Annotated in this window: 27 protein-coding genes, 1 other RNA gene and 1 riboswitch; of the genes, 22 read left to right on the top strand and 6 right to left on the bottom strand. The window is 34.5% G+C overall.

The window, feature by feature from the left end; translation table 11 throughout:
• The first annotated feature begins 16 nt into the window (after positions 1-16).
• Positions 17-376, top strand: a transfer-messenger RNA (tmRNA) gene (gene ssrA, locus HHH54_RS00610).
• A 128-nt stretch (positions 377-504) separates the two neighbouring features.
• Here the strand turns inward: ssrA and HHH54_RS00615 are convergent.
• The 3 genes from HHH54_RS00615 to HHH54_RS00625 all read right to left on the bottom strand — a co-directional run bounded on the left by HHH54_RS00615 (position 505) and on the right by HHH54_RS00625 (position 2075).
• Entirely contained in the window at positions 505-876 is a 372-nt protein-coding gene (locus tag HHH54_RS00615; RefSeq protein WP_198616884.1) for a DUF1722 domain-containing protein, read from the bottom strand.
• Positions 873-1385 carry a GNAT family N-acetyltransferase gene (locus HHH54_RS00620; protein ID WP_198616885.1) on the bottom strand — a complete coding sequence of 171 codons (513 nt, stop codon included), beginning with the start codon at positions 1383-1385 and terminating at the stop codon, positions 873-875. The genes HHH54_RS00615 and HHH54_RS00620 overlap by 4 nt, the downstream gene beginning before the upstream one ends.
• 270 nt (positions 1386-1655) lie before the next feature.
• Positions 1656-2075, bottom strand: a complete 420-nt coding sequence (locus tag HHH54_RS00625; protein ID WP_198616886.1) for an organic hydroperoxide resistance protein — start codon at positions 2073-2075, stop codon at positions 1656-1658.
• 144 nt (positions 2076-2219) lie between these two features.
• Here HHH54_RS00625 and HHH54_RS00630 point away from each other — a divergent pair, with 144 nt between their 5' ends.
• The 3 genes from HHH54_RS00630 to HHH54_RS00640 are packed head-to-tail and all read left to right on the top strand — an operon-like array spanning position 2220 to position 4573.
• Entirely contained in the window at positions 2220-3224 is a 1005-nt protein-coding gene (locus HHH54_RS00630; RefSeq protein ID WP_198616887.1) for a D-lactate dehydrogenase, read from the top strand.
• A gap of 21 nt (positions 3225-3245) precedes the next feature.
• Entirely contained in the window at positions 3246-3989 is a 744-nt protein-coding gene (aroD, locus tag HHH54_RS00635; protein ID WP_198616888.1) for a type I 3-dehydroquinate dehydratase, read from the top strand.
• A 32-nt stretch (positions 3990-4021) separates the two neighbouring features.
• Entirely contained in the window at positions 4022-4573 is a 552-nt protein-coding gene (locus tag HHH54_RS00640; protein ID WP_198616889.1) for a nitroreductase family protein, read from the top strand.
• Between the two features lie 60 nt (positions 4574-4633).
• On the opposite strand, the gene HHH54_RS00645 is transcribed toward HHH54_RS00640, so the two are convergent.
• Entirely contained in the window at positions 4634-4954 is a 321-nt protein-coding gene (locus HHH54_RS00645) for a thioredoxin family protein (RefSeq protein ID WP_198616890.1), read from the bottom strand.
• A 280-nt stretch (positions 4955-5234) separates the two neighbouring features.
• Between HHH54_RS00645 and HHH54_RS00650 the strand changes: the two genes are divergently transcribed.
• The 8 genes from HHH54_RS00650 (at position 5235) to HHH54_RS00685 (ending at position 10569) form a co-directional block, all read left to right on the top strand.
• On the top strand, positions 5235-5591 hold the full coding sequence (locus HHH54_RS00650) for an arsenate reductase family protein (protein ID WP_198616891.1): 357 nt from the start codon (positions 5235-5237) through the stop codon (positions 5589-5591).
• A gap of 66 nt (positions 5592-5657) precedes the next feature.
• Positions 5658-6038 (top strand): glycine cleavage system protein GcvH, encoded by a 381-nt coding sequence (gcvH, locus tag HHH54_RS00655; RefSeq protein ID WP_198616892.1) that lies wholly within the window; start codon positions 5658-5660, stop codon positions 6036-6038.
• Between the two features lie 101 nt (positions 6039-6139).
• On the top strand, positions 6140-6535 hold the full coding sequence (locus tag HHH54_RS00660) for a toprim domain-containing protein (protein ID WP_198616893.1): 396 nt from the start codon (positions 6140-6142) through the stop codon (positions 6533-6535).
• The gene (locus tag HHH54_RS00665; RefSeq protein ID WP_198616894.1) at positions 6501-6815 is read left to right on the top strand and encodes a thioredoxin family protein; all 315 of its coding nucleotides are present in this window, start codon (positions 6501-6503) and stop codon (positions 6813-6815) included. Before HHH54_RS00660 ends, HHH54_RS00665 begins: the two co-directional genes overlap by 35 nt.
• Before the next feature lie 40 nt (positions 6816-6855).
• Positions 6856-6965, top strand: a riboswitch (SAM riboswitch).
• Positions 6966-7082: 117 nt separating this feature from the next.
• Entirely contained in the window at positions 7083-8111 is a 1029-nt protein-coding gene (locus HHH54_RS00670; protein WP_198616895.1) for a methionine ABC transporter ATP-binding protein, read from the top strand.
• The gene (locus HHH54_RS00675; protein WP_198616896.1) at positions 8104-8799 is read left to right on the top strand and encodes a methionine ABC transporter permease; all 696 of its coding nucleotides are present in this window, start codon (positions 8104-8106) and stop codon (positions 8797-8799) included. Before HHH54_RS00670 ends, HHH54_RS00675 begins: the two co-directional genes overlap by 8 nt.
• Positions 8800-8826: 27 nt before the next feature.
• Positions 8827-9669 (top strand): MetQ/NlpA family ABC transporter substrate-binding protein, encoded by an 843-nt coding sequence (locus HHH54_RS00680; protein WP_198616897.1) that lies wholly within the window; start codon positions 8827-8829, stop codon positions 9667-9669.
• Between the two features lie 78 nt (positions 9670-9747).
• Positions 9748-10569 (top strand): MetQ/NlpA family ABC transporter substrate-binding protein, encoded by an 822-nt coding sequence (locus HHH54_RS00685; RefSeq protein WP_198616898.1) that lies wholly within the window; start codon positions 9748-9750, stop codon positions 10567-10569.
• A 104-nt stretch (positions 10570-10673) separates the two neighbouring features.
• On the opposite strand, the gene popT is transcribed toward HHH54_RS00685, so the two are convergent.
• A complete protein-coding gene (gene popT / locus HHH54_RS00690) occupies positions 10674-11528 on the bottom strand; it encodes a polyprenyl-phosphate transporter PopT (protein ID WP_198616899.1) in 855 nt (284 codons plus the stop codon).
• A gap of 305 nt (positions 11529-11833) precedes the next feature.
• On the opposite strand from popT, the gene sufC reads away from it, so the two are divergent.
• The 7 genes from sufC to HHH54_RS00725 all read left to right on the top strand — a co-directional run bounded on the left by sufC (position 11834) and on the right by HHH54_RS00725 (position 19473).
• Positions 11834-12598, top strand: coding sequence for a Fe-S cluster assembly ATPase SufC (sufC, locus tag HHH54_RS00695; RefSeq protein WP_198616900.1), 765 nt, complete (start codon positions 11834-11836; stop codon positions 12596-12598).
• A gap of 25 nt (positions 12599-12623) precedes the next feature.
• Positions 12624-13931, top strand: coding sequence for a Fe-S cluster assembly protein SufD (gene sufD, locus HHH54_RS00700; protein WP_198616901.1), 1308 nt, complete (start codon positions 12624-12626; stop codon positions 13929-13931).
• 27 nt (positions 13932-13958) lie between these two features.
• Positions 13959-15200 (top strand): cysteine desulfurase, encoded by a 1242-nt coding sequence (locus HHH54_RS00705; RefSeq protein ID WP_432813784.1) that lies wholly within the window; start codon positions 13959-13961, stop codon positions 15198-15200.
• On the top strand, positions 15190-15639 hold the full coding sequence (sufU, locus tag HHH54_RS00710; RefSeq protein ID WP_198616903.1) for a Fe-S cluster assembly sulfur transfer protein SufU: 450 nt from the start codon (positions 15190-15192) through the stop codon (positions 15637-15639). Before HHH54_RS00705 ends, sufU begins: the two co-directional genes overlap by 11 nt.
• A gap of 122 nt (positions 15640-15761) precedes the next feature.
• On the top strand, positions 15762-17159 hold the full coding sequence (gene sufB, locus HHH54_RS00715) for a Fe-S cluster assembly protein SufB (protein WP_198616904.1): 1398 nt from the start codon (positions 15762-15764) through the stop codon (positions 17157-17159).
• 222 nt (positions 17160-17381) lie between these two features.
• Positions 17382-18380: a hemolysin family protein gene (locus HHH54_RS00720; RefSeq protein ID WP_198616905.1), complete on the top strand. Its 999-nt coding sequence runs from the start codon at positions 17382-17384 to the stop codon at positions 18378-18380.
• Between the two features lie 16 nt (positions 18381-18396).
• Positions 18397-19473, top strand: a complete 1077-nt coding sequence (locus tag HHH54_RS00725; protein WP_432813785.1) for an NAD(P)H-dependent flavin oxidoreductase — start codon at positions 18397-18399, stop codon at positions 19471-19473.
• Between the two features lie 140 nt (positions 19474-19613).
• On the opposite strand, the gene HHH54_RS00730 is transcribed toward HHH54_RS00725, so the two are convergent.
• Entirely contained in the window at positions 19614-20306 is a 693-nt protein-coding gene (locus tag HHH54_RS00730) for an alpha/beta hydrolase (RefSeq protein ID WP_198616907.1), read from the bottom strand.
• A 122-nt stretch (positions 20307-20428) separates the two neighbouring features.
• Here HHH54_RS00730 and HHH54_RS00735 point away from each other — a divergent pair, with 122 nt between their 5' ends.
• From HHH54_RS00735 to HHH54_RS00745, 3 genes are read left to right on the top strand one after another with little or no spacing between them, the layout of a single operon-like run.
• Positions 20429-21277 carry a DUF72 domain-containing protein gene (locus HHH54_RS00735; RefSeq protein ID WP_198616953.1) on the top strand — a complete coding sequence of 283 codons (849 nt, stop codon included), beginning with the start codon at positions 20429-20431 and terminating at the stop codon, positions 21275-21277.
• A 15-nt stretch (positions 21278-21292) separates the two neighbouring features.
• On the top strand, positions 21293-22114 hold the full coding sequence (locus HHH54_RS00740) for a sulfite exporter TauE/SafE family protein (RefSeq protein ID WP_198616908.1): 822 nt from the start codon (positions 21293-21295) through the stop codon (positions 22112-22114).
• 18 nt (positions 22115-22132) lie between these two features.
• Positions 22133-23452 carry a bifunctional metallophosphatase/5'-nucleotidase gene (locus HHH54_RS00745; protein ID WP_198616909.1) on the top strand — a complete coding sequence of 440 codons (1320 nt, stop codon included), beginning with the start codon at positions 22133-22135 and terminating at the stop codon, positions 23450-23452.
• Positions 23453-23529: the final 77 nt, after the last annotated feature.

The raw sequence follows: 23529 nt of genomic DNA on the forward strand, positions 1-23529 counted from the left end.
AGCACATTGAGATTGAGGGGACGTTTATGGATTCGACAGGGGTCCCCCGAGCTCATGAAGCGTGTCGGAGGGTTGTCTCCGCATCAACACACACAGTTTATAATAACTGGCAAAACTAACAATAATTTAGCAGTAGCTGCCTAAGCGCGCTCTGCATCACCTAACAGCATCGCCTATGTGCTGTTAACGTGATTCAACTTTAGTAGGATACGCTCATCACTGCTGTTCGAAGTCTGATGAGAAGAGATAAATCGGACTAGCATCATGTTGGTTGTCTACCGCCTTGCATGATGTGAAATTTAAAGATAGACTACGCACGTAGAAACATTTGTATCAGGACCTCTGGACGCGGGTTCAAATCCCGCCGTCTCCATACTTTAGCCTATAACCCGTGTGGTTGTGGGCTTTTTATTTTCGTTGCCCTAATATTGCCCCAGTATTGCCACACACAACAAAAAAACCACCCTAAATTAAGGTGGTTATATCATAAATATGTAACACATCTTACAAATCCATAATTGCGCTGTTTAAAAGATAATCGTTATGATATTTTTGAATAAGCATTTGAATAAATTGAATATAAATGATGTAATCTACGGGAGAGGCTCCTAAGTCGATTAATAATTGTTGATATTTTTCTTTGTCTTCCGAAGTTGCATCCTTTTTAAAATACCCCCACAAATGTTGGAATGTATTGATAAACGCTTTATGGTCAATAGGTTTTTGTAGAATCGTGTCGATTTCTGTTAATAGGCGATGATAGTCAATACCTTCTTTAATTAAATTTTTAATGTATATATAATCGTGATAATGACGCATCATCACATTATATTTTTGATAGTGCCAGTACTTTTCAATTTTTGTAATTTCCTTCACTTTGAATCTCCTATCACGTAGATAAGCCAATGCTCTTCTATGTATTGATCGTCAACTTTACGTGCTGCTTCTTCAGTAGCAAAGGTCTCAAAACCTAAATTATTAAAAAAAACACGAGCAGGGATATTATTTGAAGCAATAGATAATATAAGTTGTTCCACTTTATGACAACGTGCATACTGGATGAGTGCATCAATGAGTTTGTAGCTAATGGATTGTCCACGATATTGAGGTGTGACGTAAAGACTTTGGATATAAGCTTTATGTCTTTTACTTGGATGCGGTAAGAAATCTAATTCGATAATGCCTATGAGTTTTTGATTTGAAAATGCGCCGAAAACAAGATTATTATTATGATTATTTGGATGCAAAAGATTTTCTAAATCTGTTAAATTAAGATGATCCCCATAGTGAAATTCATGCAGAAAGGTGATAGGTTCATTTTTGTAAGCTTCTATAATTAAATTTTGAAAATCTTCGGCATGCCCCTCAGTTAAAATTTTAATCATAGGATACCTCCCATAAATCATTCCCTTCATCCATAATCATATTAAACAATACATTTAATTGCAACATCATTTTTGAATGTTCTGAAAAATATATTTTTTATATAATTAGAGAGATATCAGTTGTCTAAAAAGAGTCATTTACAATCATGTTTGTAATTCGAATCATAGAAAAACAGGAAGATTTTCATGATAAAAATGAATAATCTTCCTGTTTTTGGATTAGAGACATATTAATGTCCCAGTTTCTTTAACGTATTTAATTTGATTGTATTATTCAACAACTTCAACTGATAAATTTACATCAATGTTACCGCGAGTTGCTTTAGAATAAGGGCAGAATTCATGAGCATCTTTTAATGCTTTTTCTGCATCAGCTTGTTCTATATTTTTTACTTTAGCATCGATATCTACTTCAAGTTTTGGACCTTCATGATCAGGATCGTCAATAAGACGAACTGTTAAATTAACAAGAGGATCTGCATTTCTAAATCCGCTTTTCTTTAACATTAAATCAAAAGCACCATTAAAGCATGACGCGTATCCTGTAGCAAAAAGTTGTTCTGGATTTGTACCTTTACCATCCGCTTTATCTGGTGGTAAAATATCAAAATCTAATGTTTTATCGTCAGTATAAGCATGACCATTACGGCCACCTGTATTTGTCGCAGTTGTTTCATAAATTTTAGCCATAGTAAGAAAGTCCTCCTTTATGAATCTTATATGATATCTTTACCCTAAAAAGCGCATACTAATCATCTATCCCCTTTTCAAAAACGGAAAAATACGGTATAGTATTCTCATTCAGAATTTACAGATAACTTAGGAGTGAATAAGATGAAAAGAATTAAAGTGTTTGATGTAAGATTTGATGAAAAGAAAGCGCTAGATAATTGGATTGAAAATCATAAAGATGAAGTTGAGGTTGAGTTAACTGAAGAACCACTAGGAGAAGCGCATTTCGATACATTAGACCAAATTGATGGTATTTCAACATCTCAAACAACACCGTTTAAAGAAGAATATTTAAAAACTTTAGTAGATCATGGTATTACTCACGTTGCACAACGATCTGCAGGGTTTGATATGTTTGATTTCAATATAGCGAATAAATTAGGGCTTAAAGTTTCTAACGTACCAAGTTATTCACCACAGTCTATTGCGGAATTTGCGGTGATGAGAATCATGGAACTTGTACGTCGTGCGGCTCAAATCGATAGAAATGTTGAGCGTCACCAATTTGAGTGGGATTTAAGCGTTCAAGGGCGTACGATAGAGTCATTGAAAATTGGTATTATCGGCACAGGACGAATTGGAAGTCGAGTTGCTAAAATATTAAATGGTTTCGGTGCAACTGTTTATGCTTATGATTTAAACCCTAACCCAGATTTAAACTCAATTGTTACTTATGTAGATAGTGTTGATGCACTAGTTCAAGATATTGACGTGTTAACATTACATATTCCAGGTTCGCCTGAAAATCACTACTTTATTGATCAAAAAGTATTCGATAAAGTTAAAAAAGGACTTTTATTTGTTAACACAGCTCGTGGTGTTGTTGTCGATACGCAAGCTTTAATTCAAGCGCTTGATAACGAAACAGTAGCCGCAGCTGCTTTAGATACGTATGAAAATGAAGGACCTTATTTCAAGAAAGATTTTACAAATAAAGAGATTACGGATGAGACGTTAAAGTTATTACTTCAAAAAGATAATGTTTTAGTTTCGCCGCATGTTGCGTTCTATACTGATGAAGCGGTACAGAACTTAATAGACATTCCTTTAGATGACGTTTTAGCATATATTAATAACAAGCCTGTTGATAATATTGTTAATCCTTAAAAATAGAAAGGTGTAACTGTTGTGAAGACACAGATTGTAGCAAGTTTAATGCCAAAACGTGAACTATTAGAACAAAACGATTTGAAGTTGATTGAGCGATTTCAAAATAACTTTGATATTTTAGAGTTACGTATAGATAGTTTACCAAGTCATGATATAGAAGTTATCAAATCGGTAATACAACAAATCAAGCAATTCTTACACAAACCGTTACTGCTCACGTATCGTACAGTAAAACAAGGTGGATCTGGAACGTTGAATCAAACAGATTATGTTACATGGATGCAAGAGATATTACAACTTGATTCATTTCAAATGATTGATGTTGAATGGGAAGCTTATGATGAATCAAGAGAGACACTCGTAAAAGAAGCGAAAGTACATCATAAGGAAGTGATAGTCTCTTATCATAACTTTGATGAAACTCCTAAAATTGAAGTGTTGAAAAAAATATATTTTAATATGTCAAAATTAGGTGCTGAACATTTGAAGATTGCAGTGATGCCACAATCTAGACGAGATGTTTTAACCTTATTGGAAGCGGTGATTGAAGCGAGTGAGGCGTTACCACAGTGGGTTACCGGTATTGCTATGGGACCACTAGGAATCATATCAAGAACAGCACAAGAAAGCTTTGGTGGTGCGTTAACATATGGTGCATTAACAGAAGCAGTTGCTCCTGGACAAATTCATGTGCAACAACTGTCGGAAATACTACCGCTGTACAGTTTAGTTGAAAACAATACGCCCCTTAGATATAATTGATAATGGTTATCATTAAAAAGGGGTAGATAAACATGCAACTTCAAGAAGCAATTGAGACAAGAAGAAGTATCAAAAATTTTAAAAGAGATATGGTTATTGATGAAGCTGCTGTTAAGTCTGCAATTGAAACGGCGGCTGATGCACCAAATCATGGTATGCGAGAGCCTTGGCGTGTTGTATTTGTCCCTAAGGATAAATTAGGAGATATGAGTCGCGATATATCGAAGTATGCATTTCCTAGAGAAAAAGATAAGCAACAAAGTCATTATGATGCGGTAACGAACTTAGGGGGATTTTTAGCAATCATTATGAAATGTGATGCGAGACAGCGAGAGGAAAATGAAAACTATCTTGCTGTAGGTGCATTTGCTCAAAATTTATTATTGTTATTGCATGATAGAGGTATAGGCTCTTGTTGGAAGACACCGCAATATATCTTTAATCCAAAAGTTCGTAAAGTATTTGGTGTTGAGCCTGATGAACGTTTAGTTGGATTTATCTATTTAACAGATATGGAAGACTATGATAAATGTAGAAAAATCAGACGTAAGAATAAAAATTTAATTACAGAGTACGATGAATAATTAAAGCGCTATTGAGGTTTAATTTAAAATCTCAATAGCGCTTTAATTTGAATTTTTATATTAACCTAAGCTCTCAGCAAGATAATCTTCAACTTGTTCTGGTGTTTTTGCATTTGCAGAGTGTAAGTGATGTAATTTTTGACCATCTTTAAAAATTAATAAGCTTGGGATTCCCATTACTTCTTGTTCCACAGCAATGTCTTCTAACTCATCGCGATTTACTGTGTACCATTCATATTGATTATATTTTTCAACGATTGGATCAATCCACATGTCCATAGCACGACAATCTGGGCACCAACCTGCTTCAAATTTAACAATCACTGGTGAATCACTTTGAATTACTGATTTAAATTCATCTGTTGTAGTAATTTTATGCATTTATAAAACCTCCGAGTATATTTTCGTACAGTCATTATAACGAATCTTAAAAATAAAGTCATGCTATAGAACTGATGAAAATCACGATGATTGTTATTATTTTTAGGAGTAAAGACATTGTAAAAAGTGTCGCTATATTCTCAGAATGTAAAATTAAATTAATCAGTCGTATTAGAAAATTTATCAAACGGAAATCATTTTTATCAGAATTAATAAATGATTAGCAATTTTATTTGAATATTTGGTATATTGGTAGTAACAACTCAAAGGAGGATAGTTGATGATTAAATTTTATCATTACCCAAATTGTACGACTTGTAAAAAAGCGGCTAAATTTTTATCAGACTATGGCGTAAGTTACGAACCAATCGACATCGTACAACATACCCCAACAAAAGAAGAATTTCGTAAAATCATTGATGATTCTGGTATGGAGATTAAAAAGTTCTTCAATACTCATGGTGCTAAGTATCGTGAACTCAATCTCAAGGACAAATTAGCTGATATGAATGATGAAGAAAAATTAGAATTATTAGCTTCAGATGGCATGTTAGTGAAGCGTCCACTTGCAGTTTTAGGCGAAACTGTTACAGTTGGTTTTAAGGAAGATGAATATAAAAAGACTTGGATTCAGTAAAATAGTTGATAGAATGAATGCATTATGTCATGATTAAGATGTAAATATAAATAGGAGGGGATTCACGTGGCAGTGCCAAATGAACTTAAATATTCAAAAGAACATGAATGGGTAAAAGTAGAAGGGAACGTTGCTGTAATCGGTATTACTGATTTTGCGCAAAGCGAATTAGGGGATATCGTATTCGTAGAGCTTCCTGAAGTAGACGACGAAGTTTCTGAAGGTGAAACTTTCGGTAGTGTAGAATCTGTAAAAACAGTTTCTGAATTATATTCACCAGTATCAGGTAAAGTTGTTGAAGTTAATGAAAGCTTAGAAGACGAACCAGAAGCAGTTAATGAATCACCATACGAAAAAGCATGGATGGTTAAAGTTGAGCTTAGCGATGAAAGTGAACTTGACGCATTAATGGATGCAGCTGGTTACGAAGAAATGATCGGTGAATAATACTTATTTGAACTCCTAGGTAACACGTTTATCTTGGAGTTTTTTTAAATTTCATAATCTGGAGTTTTTTAATGCTCATTTTATTTAGAGGGTGAAAAACTATGGCAATTTTAAATAAGGTTATTGTTGTAGAAGGGAAATCTGACAAAAAAAGAGTAAAAGAAGTATTGACAGAATCGGTTGAGATTATTTGTACTCACGGTACAATGAGTGTTGAGAAAATAGATAATATGTTAGATACATTGTACGGCAAACAAGTTTATATTTTAGTCGATGCCGATACTGAAGGCCGAAATATTCGAAAATGGTTTTCAAAATATTTAAGCGAAAGAATTGATATTTTTATCGATTCAACTTACACTGAAGTCGCTCGTTGTCCACGTGATTATCTCTCTAATGTACTAGGACGCTACGGTTTTGAAGTTAAAAAAGATTTTTATGTTAAAGGAAAGTATGCCTATCATGAATGTTTCAAAGCAATTGAACAATATATATAAATATAATGATGAACCAATTCATTTAATATTTGGATATACACCTATGTGTGGGACATGTAAAATGTCTGAACGCATGTTGGATATTGCGAACGAAATGACACAATTACCGCTTGTTAAGGCAGATTTGAATTTTCACCCAGAATTTAGCAAAGAAAAAGAAATACAGTCTGTTCCTGTTCTTTTAATTATGAAAAAGCATCAAGAGGTAGAGCGTGTCTATGCATTTCGTTCAGTTACAAATATAGTAGAGATTTTAAAAAAATATGTTGACGAATCTTAAGTAAGATGATAAGCTTAATATCAATTAAATAGTCAGAAAACTCTTATCCGGAGAGGTGGAGGGATGTGCCCTATGAAGCCCGGCAACCGTCTATGCAAATAGAAATGGTGCCAATTCACATAAAGTATTTATTGCTTTTGAAGATGAGAGAAGCGATGTACTTACAAAGCTTTCTCTTTTATTTCAAAAGAGAAAGCTTTTTTAGTTCTATTTCATTATAGAACATTTACTGCAAACTGTGTCATGAAATGAGGAGGAACAAACAATATGATTGAGTTAAAAAATATTGTTAAACGGTACGAATCCAAATCCAAAACTGTAACCGCCGTTGATCAAGTAGATTTAAATATTGATACGGGTACGATTTTTGGAATTATTGGTTTTTCAGGTGCCGGTAAAAGTACGTTAGTGAGATTGTTTAATTATCTAGAAACACCAACTTCTGGTGACGTTGTTATCGGAGGTGAACATATAGGAAAACTGAGCAAAGCTGAGTTACGTAAAAAGCGTCAAAAAGTCAGTATGATATTCCAACATTTTAATCTATTATGGTCTCGTACTGTACTTGAAAACATTATATTCCCACTTGAAATTGCTGGTGTATCTAAAGCGGAATCCAAGGAAAGAGCGTTACATCTGATTGAGAGGGTCGGATTATCGGGGAGAGAACATGCCTATCCTTCTGAGCTTTCCGGTGGTCAAAAGCAAAGGGTGGGTATCGCAAGAGCTATTGCGAATGATCCAGAAGTGTTACTTTGTGATGAGGCAACGAGTGCTTTAGACCCTCAAACCACTGACGAAATATTAGATTTACTCTTAGAATTAAAAAAAGAGAAAAATTTAACAATTATTATTATTACCCATGAAATGCATGTGATTCGTCGTGTTTGTGATGAGGTTGCAGTAATGGAAAATGGACGTGTCATCGAACAAGGTAGTGTATCAGAAGTATTCCAAAATCCAAAGCATCAAGTAACCAAACGTTTCGTTCAAGAAGATTTAGAACCGCCACAAGATCAAGATGAAGCGATTAATGCGATTCCATTAGAAGAAAACGATATAATAGCGAAGTTTATTTTTACAGGAGAAAATACCACGGAGCCTATTATTTCTTACATATCGCGTGAACATGGTATTTCAATTAACATTCTTGAAGGTAATATTAAAAATACAAAAACAGGTTCAGTGGGCTTTTTACTCGTTCATTTAGCTAATATCTCTCAACATGATTTGGAATCATTACGTACAGACTTAAATGCTAAAAATATTCAAATAGAGGTGATCAATCATGGGTAAAAGTTTCAGCGAGATATTACAAGAAATGATTACAATGCCCAATGTACGTTGGCCGGATGTCTGGGTTGCAACTTACGAAACCCTTTATATGACATTAGTATCTACGGCGTTTTCATTCGTACTTGGATTGATTCTCGGAGTGATATTATTTTTAACTTCCAAAAGTAAATCGAAAGTTGGACGCGTTTTTTACAGTATTGTATCGTTCTTTGTTAACTTATTCCGAGCAATACCATTTATTATTTTAATTTTATTACTTATTCCATTCACAAGTTTGATTCTCGGCACAATTAGTGGCCCGACTGGTGCATTACCAGCGCTTATAGTTAGTGCTTCACCATTCTACGGTCGACTTGTTGAAATTGCATTAAAAGAAATTGATAAAGGGGTTATCGAAGCGGCGCGTTCAATGGGGGCAACAACTTGGACTATTATTTTAAAAGTGTTAATTCCTGAATCTATGCCTGCACTAATTTCAGGTATTACTGTCACAGCAATTGCCTTAGTAGGATCTACTGCAGTAGCGGGTGTTATCGGTGCTGGAGGATTAGGAAACCTCGCTTATTTAACAGGATTTACACGAAACCAAAATGATGTCATTTTAATTTCAACCATTTTTATACTTATTATTGTTTTTATCATCCAGTACTTAGGTGATTGGATTACAAATAAAATTGATAAAAGATAATGTTTAATATCAAAGGAGGCTTATCAAATGAAAAAAGTTTTATCGTTAGTACTTGTTTTAGTTTTAAGTGTTGCGCTCGCAGCATGTGGAAACAACGATTCATCAAGTGGTGATAAAGATAACAAAGACAGCAAAGATAAGAAAATCGTTGTCGGTGCATCACCAGCACCACACGCTGAAATTTTAGAACAAGCTAAACCACTGTTGAAAAAAGAAGGCTATGATTTACAAATCAAAACAATTAATGATTATACAACACCAAACAAATTGTTAGATGCTGGAGAATTAGACGCTAACTTTTTCCAACATACACCATATTTAGAAACTGAAAAGAAAGAAAAAGGATATAAAATTGAATCTGCCGGTAACGTTCATTTAGAACCGATGGCGGTATACTCTCAAAAATATAAAAGCTTAAAAGAACTTCCTAAAAATGCAGAAATCTTTGTATCAAATAATCCAGCAGAACAAGGACGTTTCTTAAAATTCTTTGTAGATGAAGGACTTATTAAAATTAAAAAAGGTGTGAAAATTCAAGACGCTACTTTTGATGATATTGTAGAAAATAAAAAGAATATTAAATTCAATGACAATCAAGCTGCGGAATTTTTACCTAAAACATACCAAAATAATGAAGGCGATGCTGTGATTATTAACTCTAACTTCGCAATTGAGCAAAAGTTAAATCCTCAAAAAGATTCAATTGCTGTAGAAAAAGCCACAGATAATCCATACGCTAACTTAATTGCTGTTCAAGAAGGTCATAAAAATGATGAAAAAATTCAAGCGCTTATGAAAGTACTTCATTCTGATGATATTAAAGATTTCATTAAAAAGAAATATGACGGTGCAGTAGAACCAGCAAAATAAAATGAACTAAAAATAAAGAGATGCTAAAAAAAGTTCACCACTTAAGCATCTCTTTTACATATCGGAAGGAGCTAAAACATGAAAAAATTACTTAAAGTAACAACTATTCTTACCGCAATTGTGCTTTTATTAGCAGCATGTGGTCAAAATAAATCAGGAGAAAAAGACGATAAAAAAATTGTTGTGGCAGCGACACCAACGCCACATGGTCAAGTTGTTAAAAAAGCAGCAGAACAATTGAAAGATAAAGGTTATAAAGTTGAAGTGCGTGAAGTAAATGATTACAAAATTCCTAACAAATTGTTAGATGAAGGTGACGTTGATGCAAATATGTTCCAACACGTTCCATATTTAAATGCTGAGAAAAAGTCACACGGCTATAAAATTGAAGAAGTTGGTAAAGTATTAACAACACCAATGGGCGTTTATAGTAAGAAGCATAAAAGTTTAAAAGATTTACCTAAAGGCGCTAAAATATTTATTTCAAATAATCCTGCAGAAGAAGGTCGTTTCTTGTCATTCTTCGTTAAAGAAGGTTTAATTAAAATAAAAGATGGCGTTAAAATTGAAGATGCTAAGTTAGATGATATCGTAGAAAATAAGAAAGATTTAAAATTTGACAATCAACAAGGTGCAGAATTCTTACCTAAAACATATAATAATAATGAAGGCGATGCGGTTATTATGAACTCAAACTATGCAATCGATAATGGATTAAAACCATTAGAAGATTCAATTGCAGTAGAAGATGAGTCGTCTCCATTTGCGAATGTCCTTGCAGTTCAAGAAGGACATAAAGACGATCAAAAATTTAAAGACTTATTAGCAGCTCTTCAATCTGATGAAACAAGACAATATATTGAAGATGAATTTGATGGCGCAGTTTTACCAGCGAAATAATTATACTCTATACACAACCTTACAAGTTATACTTGTGAGGTTGTGTTTGATTATAGATAGAAAAAAGTGCGCAAGTCCTATGGGGTTTTGCGCACTTTTAATAGCTAAGCTTCGTCTTCAGTATATTTACCAAGAATATAGCTCGCTGAGAATCCGAGAATTAATGTAATAATAGAAATGACCCAAGTCAATCCGTTTGTAGGTAATCCTGGAAAGACTGAAAATAAAGAACCAATGACTAACCCTAAAATAGCAGCATATGTTAAATAGGTATAATGTTCGATTAAATAAGTAATCAGTTTACTTGCTCCTAAAAATCCAACAAGCACACCTAAACCTACTGCAATAATCACAGGTAACGCTATGAAATTAAATCTTACAATTTCTGCAATTGCATATGTTACAGTGCTATAAACACCAAATAATAGTAATACGAAAGATCCAGAAATGCCTGGCAATAACATAGCACTTGATGCACAAATTCCGGCAATGAAGTACTTAATCAACATCTGGAAGGAAATATCAATATGAGACGGCTGACCATGCGTTGAATCTGGTGATAAAAAAGCCAATGTTGCTAAGATGAGTATAGCAATGAACATGACGCCCCAATGTTGTATTTTATATGTTTTCTTATATTCAGATATTCTTAGTAAAAATGGAATAATTCCAATGATTAAACCTGTAAAAAAGAACATTGTTGGTATGAGGTGTGATGCTAATAAATAATTAATTAAGCTACTTAAAATGCCAAGAGCAAGCCCCATGCCAATCAGAATAGGCAGTAAAAATAAAATGCTTTTTTTAAAGTTTTTTGAAAATACACCACTTACAGCTTCAATAAAGTCATCATATATTCCTAATAATAAGGCAATAGTACCTCCACTTACACCTGGAATGAGGTCGCTTGTTCCCATTGCAAAACCTTTCGGAATATTCGATATTTTAAAGTGAGACATAAATTTGATTCCTTTCAATATGTAATATCAATTTATATTAACATCATACCATGCTCTTAGAAGAAAATTAATTGTTAAGGTATTCATCCAATGAGAACGGTATAAGTGCTATTATCAATAACTCTATACAGATTAGCACTTTTGAAACGTTAATCATAACATTGTGAGTAATCTATCATAGTTTATAAATACTGTAATTTCGGTTATAATAACGTTTAGGAGAAAAAACCAAACCTCTTTGACGTTACATTAAAATTATTATAAACTAAAGTATGGAATCTAACATAAATTTGGAGGGAATATTAATGCCATCAACATTAGAAATTAAAGACTTACATGTGTCTATTGAAGATAAAGAGATTTTAAAAGGTGTTAACTTAACAATTAATACTGGAGAAATCCATGCCATTATGGGGCCTAATGGTACAGGAAAATCTACGTTATCATCTGCTATTATGGGACACCCAGCATTTGAAGTAACTCAAGGTGAAGTATTATTAGATGGAGTTAACGTTCTAGAGTTAGACGTCGATGAACGTGCAAAAGCTGGTTTATTCTTAGCGATGCAATATCCATCAGAAATCAGTGGTGTAACAAATGCGGACTTTATGCGTTCTGCAATTAATGCTCAACGTGAAGAAGGTCAAGAAATCAACTTAATGCAATTCATTAAAAAGTTAGATAAACAAATGGACTTTTTAGAAATGGATACCAACATGGCACAACGCTATCTTAACGAAGGTTTCTCTGGTGGGGAGAAAAAACGTAATGAGATTTTACAATTAATGATGCTTGAACCTAAATTTGCGATTTTAGACGAAATTGACTCAGGTCTTGATATTGACGCTTTAAAAGTAGTATCAAAAGGTATTAATGAAATGCGCGGCGATGAATTTGGTTCACTTATCATTACGCACTATCAACGTTTATTAAACTACATCACACCAGATCATGTACACGTAATGTATAACGGTATCATTGTTAAATCAGGTGGTGCAGAATTAGCAAAACGTCTTGAAGAGGAAGGCTATGAGTGGGTTAAAGAAGAATACGAAGCGACTCAAGCGTAATTATCATCAATAGGAGGAAATAAATATGACAACTGAAACTTTAAATATTTCTGAAACTCAAATTGTTGATTATTCAAAAGCCCATCAAGAACCTTCTTGGATGACATCTCTTAGAAAAGATGCGCTCAAACAAACTGAGTCTTTAGAAATGCCAAAACCTGACAAAACAAAGTTAACAAAATGGAACTTTGATGCGTTTAAACAACATGAAACTACAGGATCTGTTTTTGAAGATTTAAAAGAATTACCAGAAGATATCGATCGTATTATTAATGTTGAAGACACAGAAAACTTAATTATTCAACATAATAATACTTTAGCGTATACACAAGTAAATGAAAAAGCTAAAAATGATGGTGTAATTATTGAACACATCAGTGAAGCTTTAAAAAATCACAGTGACTTAGTTGAAAAATACTACATGAAAGATGCTGTAACTGTAGATGAACATCGTTTAACTGCATTGCACACAGCTTTAATGAATGGTGGCGTTTTTGTTTACGTACCTAAAAATGTTGTGGTTGAGCATCCTATTCAATATGTTGTTTTACACGACGATGAAAATGCAAGTTTCTTTAATCACGTATTACTTGTGACTGAAGAGAGTGCAGAAGTAACATATGTTGAGAACTATTTATCAACAGCAAGCGGTGAAGGTAATCAACTTAATATTATTTCTGAAGTGATTGCTGGGGCAAACTCTAAAGTATCTTACGGTTCAGTAGATTTTTTAGACAAAGGTTTTACAGGACATATTATACGTCGTGGTGTAACACAAAATGACGCGGTAATTAATTGGTCACTTGGTCTTATGAATGAAGGCGATCAAATCATTGATAATACAACGCACTTAATTGGTGATCGTTCTGCATCAGATTTAAAATCAGTAGTTGTAGGACGTGGTGATCAAACTATTAACTTAACTTCACAAATTGTACAATACGGTAAAGAAACAAACGGTTACATTTTAAAACACGGTGTAATGAAAGAGAATGCGTCATCCATTTTCAATGGAATTGGTTATATCAAACATGGTGGTACAAAATCTGTAGCTAACCAAGAATCACGTGTATTAATGCTATCTGAAAATGCACGCGGTGATGCGAACCCAATCTTATTAATTGATGAAGATGATGTTGAGGCAGGACACGCAGCTTCAGTAGGCCGTGTAGATCCTGAACAATTGTACTATTTAATGAGCCGTGGTATTTCACAAGCAGAAGCAGAACGTTTAGTGATTCACGGATTCTTAGATCCAGTTGTACGTGAGTTACCAATTCAAGATGTACAACGTCAATTACGTGAAGTAATTGAACTAAAAGTAGGTAAATAACATAATTCAGAAAGGTCTGTGATAGAGGTGGCCGATACAAAGATAAATGTAGACGCAATCATTCAAGACTTTCCTATATTGAACCAAAAAGTTAATGGAAAGCGTTTAGCATATCTAGATTCAACTGCAACAAGTCAAAAACCAAAGCAAGTTATTGAAGCGCTTGATGATTATTATGAGCGTTATAACTCTAATGTTCATAGGGGCGTTCATACATTAGGGTCACTTGCTACAGATGGTTATGAAGGTGCAAGAGAAACAGTAAGACGATTCATTCATGCACAATATTTTGAAGAAATTATTTTTACTCGTGGTACGACGTCAGCCATCAATCTTATTGCGCATAGTTATGGTGATGCCAACATCCAAGAAGGCGACGAAATTGTGATTACACAGATGGAACACCATGCAAATTTAGTACCATGGCAACAACTAGCCAAGCGTAAAGGAGCGACGTTAAAGTATATTCCAATGACAGACGATGGTCAGCTTACACTGTCAGCGGTAAAAGAAACCATTACGGATCGTACTAAAATTGTCGCAGTAGCGCACGTTTCAAATGTGTTAGGTACAATCAATGACATTCAATCTATTGCTAAAGTTGCCCATGAACATGGTGCGATTATTGCTGTAGATGGTGCACAGTCTGTACCACATATGAAAGTAGATGTTCAGGAATTGGATGTTGACTTTTATAGCTTTAGTGGTCATAAGATGTTAGGACCAACAGGTATTGGTGTACTGTACGGTAAAAGAGCGTTATTAAATAACATGGAACCCATTGAATTTGGTGGGGACATGATTGATTTTGTAGGCTTATATGAAAGTACTTGGACAGATTTGCCTACAAAATTTGAGGCTGGTACACCACTTATAGCGCAAGCGATTGGATTACAAGCTGCAATTGAATATATCGAGAAAATAGGATTTGATGCAATTCATGAGCATGAACAAGCATTAACAGAATATGCTTATGAACAAGTTTCTCAAATTGAAGGCATTGATATTTACGGTCCAGATGCGTCTCATCGTGCAGGTATCCTCACATTCAATTTAAAAGATGTTCATCCACATGATGTCGCAACAGCGCTAGATACAGAAGGTGTTGCGGTACGTGCAGGTCATCACTGTGCACAACCTTTAATGAAATGGTTAGATGTATCATCAACAGCACGCGCAAGTTTTTATATTTACAATACTAAAGAAGACATCGATCAACTCGTAGAAGGGTTGAAGCGAACGAAGGAGTTTTTCTCGTATGAATTTTAATAACCTAGATCAATTATATCGTTCAGTTATTATGGATCACTATAAAAACCCTCGTAATAAAGGCGTCATTGAAGATGGTACAATGACTGTCGATATGAACAACCCAACATGTGGCGATCGTATTCGTCTTACTTTTGATGTTCAAGATGGTATTATCAATGATGCTAAATTTGAAGGAGAAGGTTGCTCTATCTCTATGTCTAGTGCATCAATGATGACAGAAGCAATTAAAGGACATAGTCTCAAAGAAGCGATGCAAATGAGCCAAGAATTCACAAAAATGATGCTTGGTGAAGATTATGAAATTACTGAAGACATGGGTGACATTGAAGCATTACAAGGTGTTTCACAATTTCCTGCTCGTATTAAATGTGCAACATTAGCATGGAAAGCACTAGAAAAGGGTACAGTTGAAAAAGAAGGTAAAGCAGAAGAGTAGTCACTTTGAATTTAACGTATAGATTTAATTATAGATGTTGTTATCAGTTGTTACTCGGGCGTCTTAATGGTATAACTGGTCAATAACACAGGCAAGATGAATAATTTATAGGAGTGATAAACATGGCTAAAAAAGCACCTGATTTGGGCGATTACAAATATGGGTTCCATGATGAAGACGTATCGATTTTCAGATCTGAACGTGGTTTAACTGAAAATATAGTACGTGAAATTTCAAATATGAAAGATGAACCTGAGTGGATGCTCGACTTCCGCTTAAAAGCTTTAAAACTTTTTTATAAAATGCCAATGCCACAATGGGGCGGCGATTTATCTGAATTAGACTTTGATGATATTACGTACTACGTTAAACCATCTGAGCGTTCTGAGCGTTCTTGGGATGAAGTACCAGAAGAAATCAAACGTACATTTGATAAATTAGGTATTCCAGAAGCAGAACAAAAATATTTAGCAGGGGTTTCTGCACAATATGAATCTGAAGTGGTATACCACAATATGGAAAAAGAACTCGAAGAAAAAGGTATCGTCTTTAAAGATACAGATACAGCATTAAAAGAAAACGAAGATTTATTTAAAGAATACTTCGCTTCTGTAGTGCCAGCTGCTGACAATAAGTTTGCTGCATTAAACTCAGCAGTATGGTCTGGTGGTTCATTTATCTATATTCCTAAAAATGTGAAACTTGATACACCACTACAAGCTTACTTCCGAATCAACTCTGAAAATATGGGTCAATTCGAACGTACATTAATCATTGCGGATGAAGGTTCATCTGTAAACTATGTTGAAGGATGTACAGCACCAGTTTACACAACGAACTCACTACACTCAGCAGTTGTTGAAATTATCGTACACAAAGATGCGCATGTACGCTATACAACAATTCAAAACTGGGCAAATAACGTATATAACCTTGTTACAAAACGTACACTTGTTCATGAAAATGGTAATATGGAATGGGTTGACGGTAACTTAGGTTCTAAACTTACAATGAAATACCCAGCATGTGTATTAGTAGGTAAAGGTGCGAAAGGCAGTACACTTTCTATCGCTTTTGCAGGAAAAGGACAAGTTCAAGATGCTGGTGCTAAAATGATTCATAAAGCGCCTAACACATCTTCAACGATCGTATCTAAATCTATTGCGAAAAACGGTGGTAAAGTGGTATACCGTGGTATTGTTCACTTTGGACGTAAAGCTAAAGGCGCACGTTCAAACATTGAATGTGACACATTGATTTTAGATAATGAGTCAACTTCAGACACAATTCCATACAATGAAATCTTCAACGATAGTATTTCATTAGAACATGAAGCAAAAGTTTCTAAAGTATCTGAAGAACAACTATTCTACCTCATGTCTCGTGGTATCTCTGAAGAAGAAGCTACAGAAATGATTGTAATGGGATTCATTGAACCATTTACAAAAGAATTACCAATGGAATATGCTGTTGAAATGAACCGTCTTATCAAATTTGAGATGGAAGGCAGTATCGGATAATCATTGGTTTAAATATAAAGGCTCGGACATTCAATTAATGTCCGGGTCTTTTTTACTTTAATTCTTTCATCTTGATTTTTGGTGTGTTTTCGGTAAAAATGTAATTAACTTTAAAGTATATATTGATTATTTATCTAAAGTATTGGCTAAATATATATAAGTGATAGAAAAAATCAATAATACTCATAAAAGATTGAAGTACATTAGAGGGGGAGCTGCATAATGATCATTGCGATCATTGTACTTATTTTAGTATCTTGTTTTTTTTCGGGAAGTGAGACTGCATTAACAGCAGCAAACAAGGTACGTTTACAATCCGAAGCAGATCAAGATAATCATAGATCTCGAAATTTACTAAAGTTATTAGATAAACCGAGTGAATTCATTACTACAATTTTAATTGGGAATAATATCGCAAATATTTTATTACCGACATTAGTGACTATATTAGCTGTTGATTTAGGGGTTAATATAGGAATTGCATCAGCAATTTTAACGATTGTGATTATTGTTTTTGCTGAGGTGATGCCTAAGTCAATCGCAGCGACATTTCCGGATGCGATTGCACGTTTTGTATATCCAGTTATTCGTTTTTTTGTAATTATTTTCAAGCCGATTACATTAGTTTTGAATACAATGACTGATTGGATTACTGGTTTACTGTCTCGTAATAGTGACAATCAAGGGATGTCAAAAGAGGAAGTACGCACCATGGTAGCAATTGCAGGAACTGAAGGTGCATTTAATGAGATGGAACGTACACGTCTTCAAGGCGTGATGGATTTCGATCGTTTAAAGGTTAATGATGTGAATAATACACCAAGGGTAAGTGTCACATCTTTATCGATAGAGGATACTTATGATGATGTCTATGATATTGTGATGAACCACCCATACACACGTTATCCTGTATATGAGGGAGATATAGATAATATTATAGGCGTGTTTCACTCTAAATATTTATTATCATGGAGTAAAAAACCTGAGCAATCAATAAAAGAATTTTGTTCTGAACCACTCTTTGTTTATGAACATAATCGCGCAGAATGGGTATTGCGTAAAATGACTGTGACGCGTAAGCATATGGCGATTGTTTTAGATGAGTATGGTGGGACAGATGCGATTGTGACACATGAAGATTTAATTGAAGAAATGTTAGGAATGGAAATTGAAGACGAGATGGATCGTGAAGAAAATGATAAACTTAAAAAAATAAGATAAAGGGGAATTGAGGATGATATGGGCTCATAATGATGTAATGCGATTATGTCGTATAGAATTACCTATAATTCAAGCAGGTATGGCAGGTTCAACCACTCCTGAACTTGTAGCTGCTGTGAGTAATAGTGGTGCATTAGGTACAATTGGTGCAGGATACATGTCATCGGAAGCACTTGAGGCAGAAATTCAAAAAGTACAATCCTTAACATTACGCCAATTTGCGGTTAATCTTTTTGTACCAGAAGCGGTGCAATATGATGAGACACAAGTTAAAGCAATGAATGCCCTACTTCAACCTTATCGCCAAGCACTTGGTTTAGAAGTTCCAACTGTATCTTCACATGAAGTGCAATCATTTGATGACAAAATAAAATTATTAATTGAATATCAAGTACCTATCTGTAGTTTTACATTTGGTATTCCAACCCAAGCAACGTTAGATAAACTCAAAAGACATCATATTATAACAATTGGTAGTGCGACAACTGTTGAAGAGGCAGAGGCGTTAGAAAATGCAGGTGTAGATCTCATTGTTGCTCAAGGAAGTGATGCTGGAGGTCATAGAGGCAGCTTTAAGCATGAAGAACATGGCACTATGGTTGGCACAATGGCGCTAGTACCTCAAATTGTGGATCATGTGAATACGCCTGTTATTGCGGCTGGAGGTATTATGGATGGCCGTGGCGTTTTAGCAAGTATGATGCTAGGTGCGCAAGGTGCACAGCTCGGGACTGCTTTTTTGACAACTAAGGAAAGTAAAGCAAAACCATCACATAAACAAGCTATTTTTAAAGCGAAAGAAACAGATACAACGGTGACGAACATTTTTAGTGGTAAAATGGCACGAGGTCTTAATAATACTTTTATTCAGGATTTAGAAAATCAACCAACTCCCATATTACCGTACCCTATTCAAAACGATTTAACGAGTCCGATTCGTTCAGCTGCAGGTCAGATTGGCAAGGTAGATTGGATGCATCTGTGGAGTGGACAAGGTGTTCGTTTAGCTCAAGATGTTACAGCAACACAATTGATTGAAGAAATTGTTACTACAATTCAACAATTAAGTCATCAATTGAGTAAAAATGATTAAACATTAATATAATAAAGCGCAGAACTTTTTAGAATAATGGCCCGTAATTTGCGATGTAATGTGCATCAATTAAACTAGGGCATTCCAAAAGTTCTGCTTTATCATTGTTAAGTACGTATTTTCTTACATAGTATAATGTGTTAAGCGCGTTGGTTTATCCAATCTATAAGCATTGGATGATGTATTGCTTCTGGATTGATACAGTCTAAATGATCTAGGTAAGGAAGCGCATATAAAGTAACTGACGTACCTTGTTTGTGATTCTCTTGTACATACGATAATGTTGTATCAATATGCACAGAAGTATCGTTATAACCATGTATGATAAGTGTATCCGTCTCAATCGGCGTTTGCATAATAGGTGAAGCATCTTTTAACACGTGCGTCGAAGCAGGATTGAAATATTCTGCCGCTGCATCTCTTCCTAGATGATGATGTAACGTATATAGTACATCTGTTACAGGTGCTAAACCTACGACGTGATCCAACAATTCATGGTTGAGTAAGACAAGTTGACCGCCTACTGAGTGACCAATACCAATTAATTGTTTTGGTTTGAATTCAGATTGTTTAAATTGTTGTAATGCGAGCGCTACGTCTTCTTTAGGGATAGGCCATTCATGTGATTGTCCTCTTCTATATTCAACATTTATAACGGAAAAACCAAATCCTATAAATGAGTCCACATATGCATCCATTAATGTTTTGTCAAAACGTTCACGCCAGTAGCCACCGTGAACAAGTACAATCCATGCTTCTGATTTTTGATTTTCATTTTGGTAAATATCAATATGTTGATCTTCATGTTCTCCGTATTTAAGTTGTTTAACCATGTAATACCACTCCTTTATAAATAGTATATAATTTACTTTGAATGAGCTTTATTTAATTTGATAGCATGTCATTCTATCAATACAGTTTGATATTTTATGATAGAATGAAAGAGGTGATAATGATGATAGAAATTGGATTAACTGGTTGGGGAGACCATGATAGTTTATATGAAGATGTTACGCGTAAGACAGATAAGTTATCAACCTATGCGAGTCATTTTCCAGTTGTAGAGTTGGATGCTTCTTATTATGCCATTCAACCTGAGCGCAATATTTTGAAATGGATAAATGAAACCCCTAAGCGTTTTAAATTTGTCGTAAAAATTCATCAAGCGCTCACACTACATGTGGATTATCATGATTTTGCGAGTTCGTTAGACGCGTTATTTCAACAATTTGACCAAATGGTAAAACCCTTACATGAAGTAAACAAGCTAGCAATGGTTCTAGTTCAATTTCCCCCATGGTTTGATTGTAACACAAAAAATATTCAATACATACGTTATGTCAAGTCAAAGCTTGAACGTTACCCTGTTTGTATTGAGTTTAGACATCAATCATGGTTTGAAGGGCCAATGAAAGAGAGAACTTTAAGCTTTTTGACAGAACATCAACTGATTCATTCTGTATGTGATGAACCTCAAGTTGGAGAAGGAAGTATTCCTTTTGTTAATCGTATCACACACCCTATCTCACTCGTTAGGTTACATGGTCGGAATGTCAATGGTTGGCGAAAGCAAGACATGACTGACAAAGAATGGCGTGACGTGCGTTATTTATATGATTATAATGCAGAAGAAATTCAAGAGATAGCAAATAAAATTGAAGTGTTAAATCAAAAAGCTGATACAGTATATATTGTATTTAATAATAATTCTGGAGGTCATGCTGCTCGCAATGCAAAACAACTTCAAGAATTATTAAATATAGACTACAAAGGTTTAGCACCTCAACAATTAAAATTATTTTAATCGGAGGCACACTTAATGAGTTGGTTAATATTAATTGTGGTTGGTCTACTATCAGCGATGATAGGCTCTCTAGTTGGAATAGGTGGGGGCATTATTATAGTGCCAACATTAATTTATTTCGGTATGAATCTACAAATTTTAAATGGTGTGACGCCTCAAACAGCAATAGGGACATCATCTATCATTTTAATCGTAACAGGATTATCCTCAACTTTGAGCTATCTTAAAGCGAAGCAAGTTGATGTAAAAAACGGATTTTTATTTTTGTTTGGGATAATTCCGGGTGCTTTAATTGGTGCGTATTTAAGTAAGTTTTTAACGATACATTCATTCAATTTGTATTTTGGTATTTTTCTCATTATCGTGTCAATGATGTTAATGTTTCGTGATTACATTCCACCTATCAAAGTGTTTCAAAAGCCGCAATACATGAAAAGTTTCACTGATAAAGATGGTGTGCGCTATGATTATGCGGTTGTGCCGTCAATTGCAATTATTATTTCATTTTTTATCGGATTGACAGCTGGCCTTTTCGGTATCGGAGGCGGTGCTTTAATGACACCACTTATGCTGTTAGTCTTTCGCTTCCCGCCTCACGTTGCGGTGGGTACGAGTATGATGATGATTTTCTTTTCAAGTGTGACGAGCTCTGTAGGACATATTGTATTAGGTCATGTGATTTGGGGTTATAGTATTGTTTTGATTATATCAAGTTGGATAGGTGCGAAATTAGGTGTTAAAATTAATAAGCGTGTCAATTCTAAAACGATCGTAACGTTATTGCGTATTGTGATGTTAGCACTAGGTATTTACTTGATTGTTCGATCATTTTTATAATTAAGAGAGGCGAATTGTATGCGTTTAACGATTTATCATACAAATGATATCCATAGTCATCTACATGAATATGCACGAATAACGACATATATGGATCAACATCGATCGAATCTTGAACATCCTTCGTTATACATAGATATTGGAGATCATGTTGATTTATCACTTCCTGTAACTGAAGGGACAATGGGAAAACGAAATGTTGAATTATTAAATGAAGCACGATGTGACATTGCGACAATAGGAAATAACGAGGGTATGACCATTTCACATGAAGCGTTAAATCATTTATACGATAATGCCAAGTTTACTGTAACATGTGCAAATGTAATAGATGAACAAGGTGCTCTACCAAATCATTTTGTGTCATCGCACATTCAAAATGTAAATGGCGTTCGAATTTTATTTGTAGCAGTAACCGCACCTTTTACACCATTCTATCGCTCATTAGACTGGATTGTAACGGATCCTTATGAAGCGATCAAGGAGGAGATAGCAGAACGTCAAGGAACATATGATATTGTAATGGTAATGAGTCACGTTGGAATATTTTTTGATGAAAAATTATGTGACACACTCCCTGAAATTGATGTGATTTTCGGTGCGCATACGCATCACGATTTCGAAAAAGGTGAAATGCGTAATGGCGTATTAATGGCTGCTGCAGGTAAATATGGCAATTATTTAGGTGAGGTAACTGTTGATATTGAAGATAATCGTATTATTTCAAAATCAGCAAAGCTCATCTCATTGCATGACCTTCCAGAAGTGACAACACATTTTGAAGAAGAGGGACGACAACTGTTAAATCAACCACTTGTTGAATACCCTGTCACGTTACAGAGAGCAACTGCGTTTATTACAAAAGCAAGTTATTTATTAGCAGAAAGTGTTTATGAATTTGCACATGCTGATTGCGCGTTAATTAATGCAGGTTTAATCGTAAAGGGTTACCAAAATAAAATTTTAACAGAATATGATGTCCATCAAACATTACCACATCCAATTAATGTGGTACGAATAAAAGTGTCAGGCAAAACCTTAAAAGAAGTAATCAAAACAGCTAGTGAGCAAAGTTATATGTATGAAACAGCACAAGGTCTTGGATTTAGAGGGGATATATTCGGTGGATATATTTTATATAGAGCAGGTTATATTGCCTCTAGTCAACGTTATTTTGTTGATGGTGAAGAAGTACAAGATAAGAAGACATATTTACTTGGCACTGTGGATATGTATACATTTGGGAAGTATTTTCCAGTGCTTAAGGGACAGTCTATGACATATCTAATGCCAGAATTTTTGCGAGATATTTTTAAAAAGAAATTGTTAAGTCTTTAAAATAAACAACTAGTTTTTAATTTTATATAAAGTTCGTTATAATAGGTAAAGACGTATTAATTACAGGAGGGTGACCG

It is taken from the genome of Staphylococcus canis (assembly GCF_016238445.1).
Classification (GTDB): domain Bacteria; phylum Bacillota; class Bacilli; order Staphylococcales; family Staphylococcaceae; genus Staphylococcus; species Staphylococcus canis.

What these genes read in the sequence shown, in the direction of transcription:
- HHH54_RS00745 (WP_198616909.1), top strand. Translation starts at nt 22,133, where the DNA reads ATGCGTTTAACGATTTATCATACAAATGATATCCATAGTCATCTACAT.
- HHH54_RS00645 (WP_198616890.1), bottom strand. Translation starts at nt 4,954, where the DNA reads ATGCATAAAATTACTACAACAGATGAATTTAAATCAGTAATTCAAAGT.
- HHH54_RS00680 (WP_198616897.1), top strand. Translation starts at nt 8,827, where the DNA reads ATGAAAAAAGTTTTATCGTTAGTACTTGTTTTAGTTTTAAGTGTTGCG.
- popT (WP_198616899.1), bottom strand. Translation starts at nt 11,528, where the DNA reads ATGTCTCACTTTAAAATATCGAATATTCCGAAAGGTTTTGCAATGGGA.
- HHH54_RS00630 (WP_198616887.1), top strand. Translation starts at nt 2,220, where the DNA reads ATGAAAAGAATTAAAGTGTTTGATGTAAGATTTGATGAAAAGAAAGCG.
- HHH54_RS00730 (WP_198616907.1), bottom strand. Translation starts at nt 20,306, where the DNA reads ATGGTTAAACAACTTAAATACGGAGAACATGAAGATCAACATATTGAT.
- HHH54_RS00685 (WP_198616898.1), top strand. Translation starts at nt 9,748, where the DNA reads ATGAAAAAATTACTTAAAGTAACAACTATTCTTACCGCAATTGTGCTT.
- HHH54_RS00640 (WP_198616889.1), top strand. Translation starts at nt 4,022, where the DNA reads ATGCAACTTCAAGAAGCAATTGAGACAAGAAGAAGTATCAAAAATTTT.
- HHH54_RS00665 (WP_198616894.1), top strand. Translation starts at nt 6,501, where the DNA reads ATGAATGTTTCAAAGCAATTGAACAATATATATAAATATAATGATGAA.
- HHH54_RS00620 (WP_198616885.1), bottom strand. Translation starts at nt 1,385, where the DNA reads ATGATTAAAATTTTAACTGAGGGGCATGCCGAAGATTTTCAAAATTTA.
- sufB (WP_198616904.1), top strand. Translation starts at nt 15,762, where the DNA reads ATGGCTAAAAAAGCACCTGATTTGGGCGATTACAAATATGGGTTCCAT.
- HHH54_RS00670 (WP_198616895.1), top strand. Translation starts at nt 7,083, where the DNA reads ATGATTGAGTTAAAAAATATTGTTAAACGGTACGAATCCAAATCCAAA.
- HHH54_RS00735 (WP_198616953.1), top strand. Translation starts at nt 20,429, where the DNA reads ATGATAGAAATTGGATTAACTGGTTGGGGAGACCATGATAGTTTATAT.
- HHH54_RS00675 (WP_198616896.1), top strand. Translation starts at nt 8,104, where the DNA reads ATGGGTAAAAGTTTCAGCGAGATATTACAAGAAATGATTACAATGCCC.
- sufU (WP_198616903.1), top strand. Translation starts at nt 15,190, where the DNA reads ATGAATTTTAATAACCTAGATCAATTATATCGTTCAGTTATTATGGAT.
- HHH54_RS00660 (WP_198616893.1), top strand. Translation starts at nt 6,140, where the DNA reads ATGGCAATTTTAAATAAGGTTATTGTTGTAGAAGGGAAATCTGACAAA.
- sufD (WP_198616901.1), top strand. Translation starts at nt 12,624, where the DNA reads ATGACAACTGAAACTTTAAATATTTCTGAAACTCAAATTGTTGATTAT.
- HHH54_RS00740 (WP_198616908.1), top strand. Translation starts at nt 21,293, where the DNA reads ATGAGTTGGTTAATATTAATTGTGGTTGGTCTACTATCAGCGATGATA.
- HHH54_RS00625 (WP_198616886.1), bottom strand. Translation starts at nt 2,075, where the DNA reads ATGGCTAAAATTTATGAAACAACTGCGACAAATACAGGTGGCCGTAAT.
- HHH54_RS00650 (WP_198616891.1), top strand. Translation starts at nt 5,235, where the DNA reads ATGATTAAATTTTATCATTACCCAAATTGTACGACTTGTAAAAAAGCG.
- sufC (WP_198616900.1), top strand. Translation starts at nt 11,834, where the DNA reads ATGCCATCAACATTAGAAATTAAAGACTTACATGTGTCTATTGAAGAT.
- HHH54_RS00720 (WP_198616905.1), top strand. Translation starts at nt 17,382, where the DNA reads ATGATCATTGCGATCATTGTACTTATTTTAGTATCTTGTTTTTTTTCG.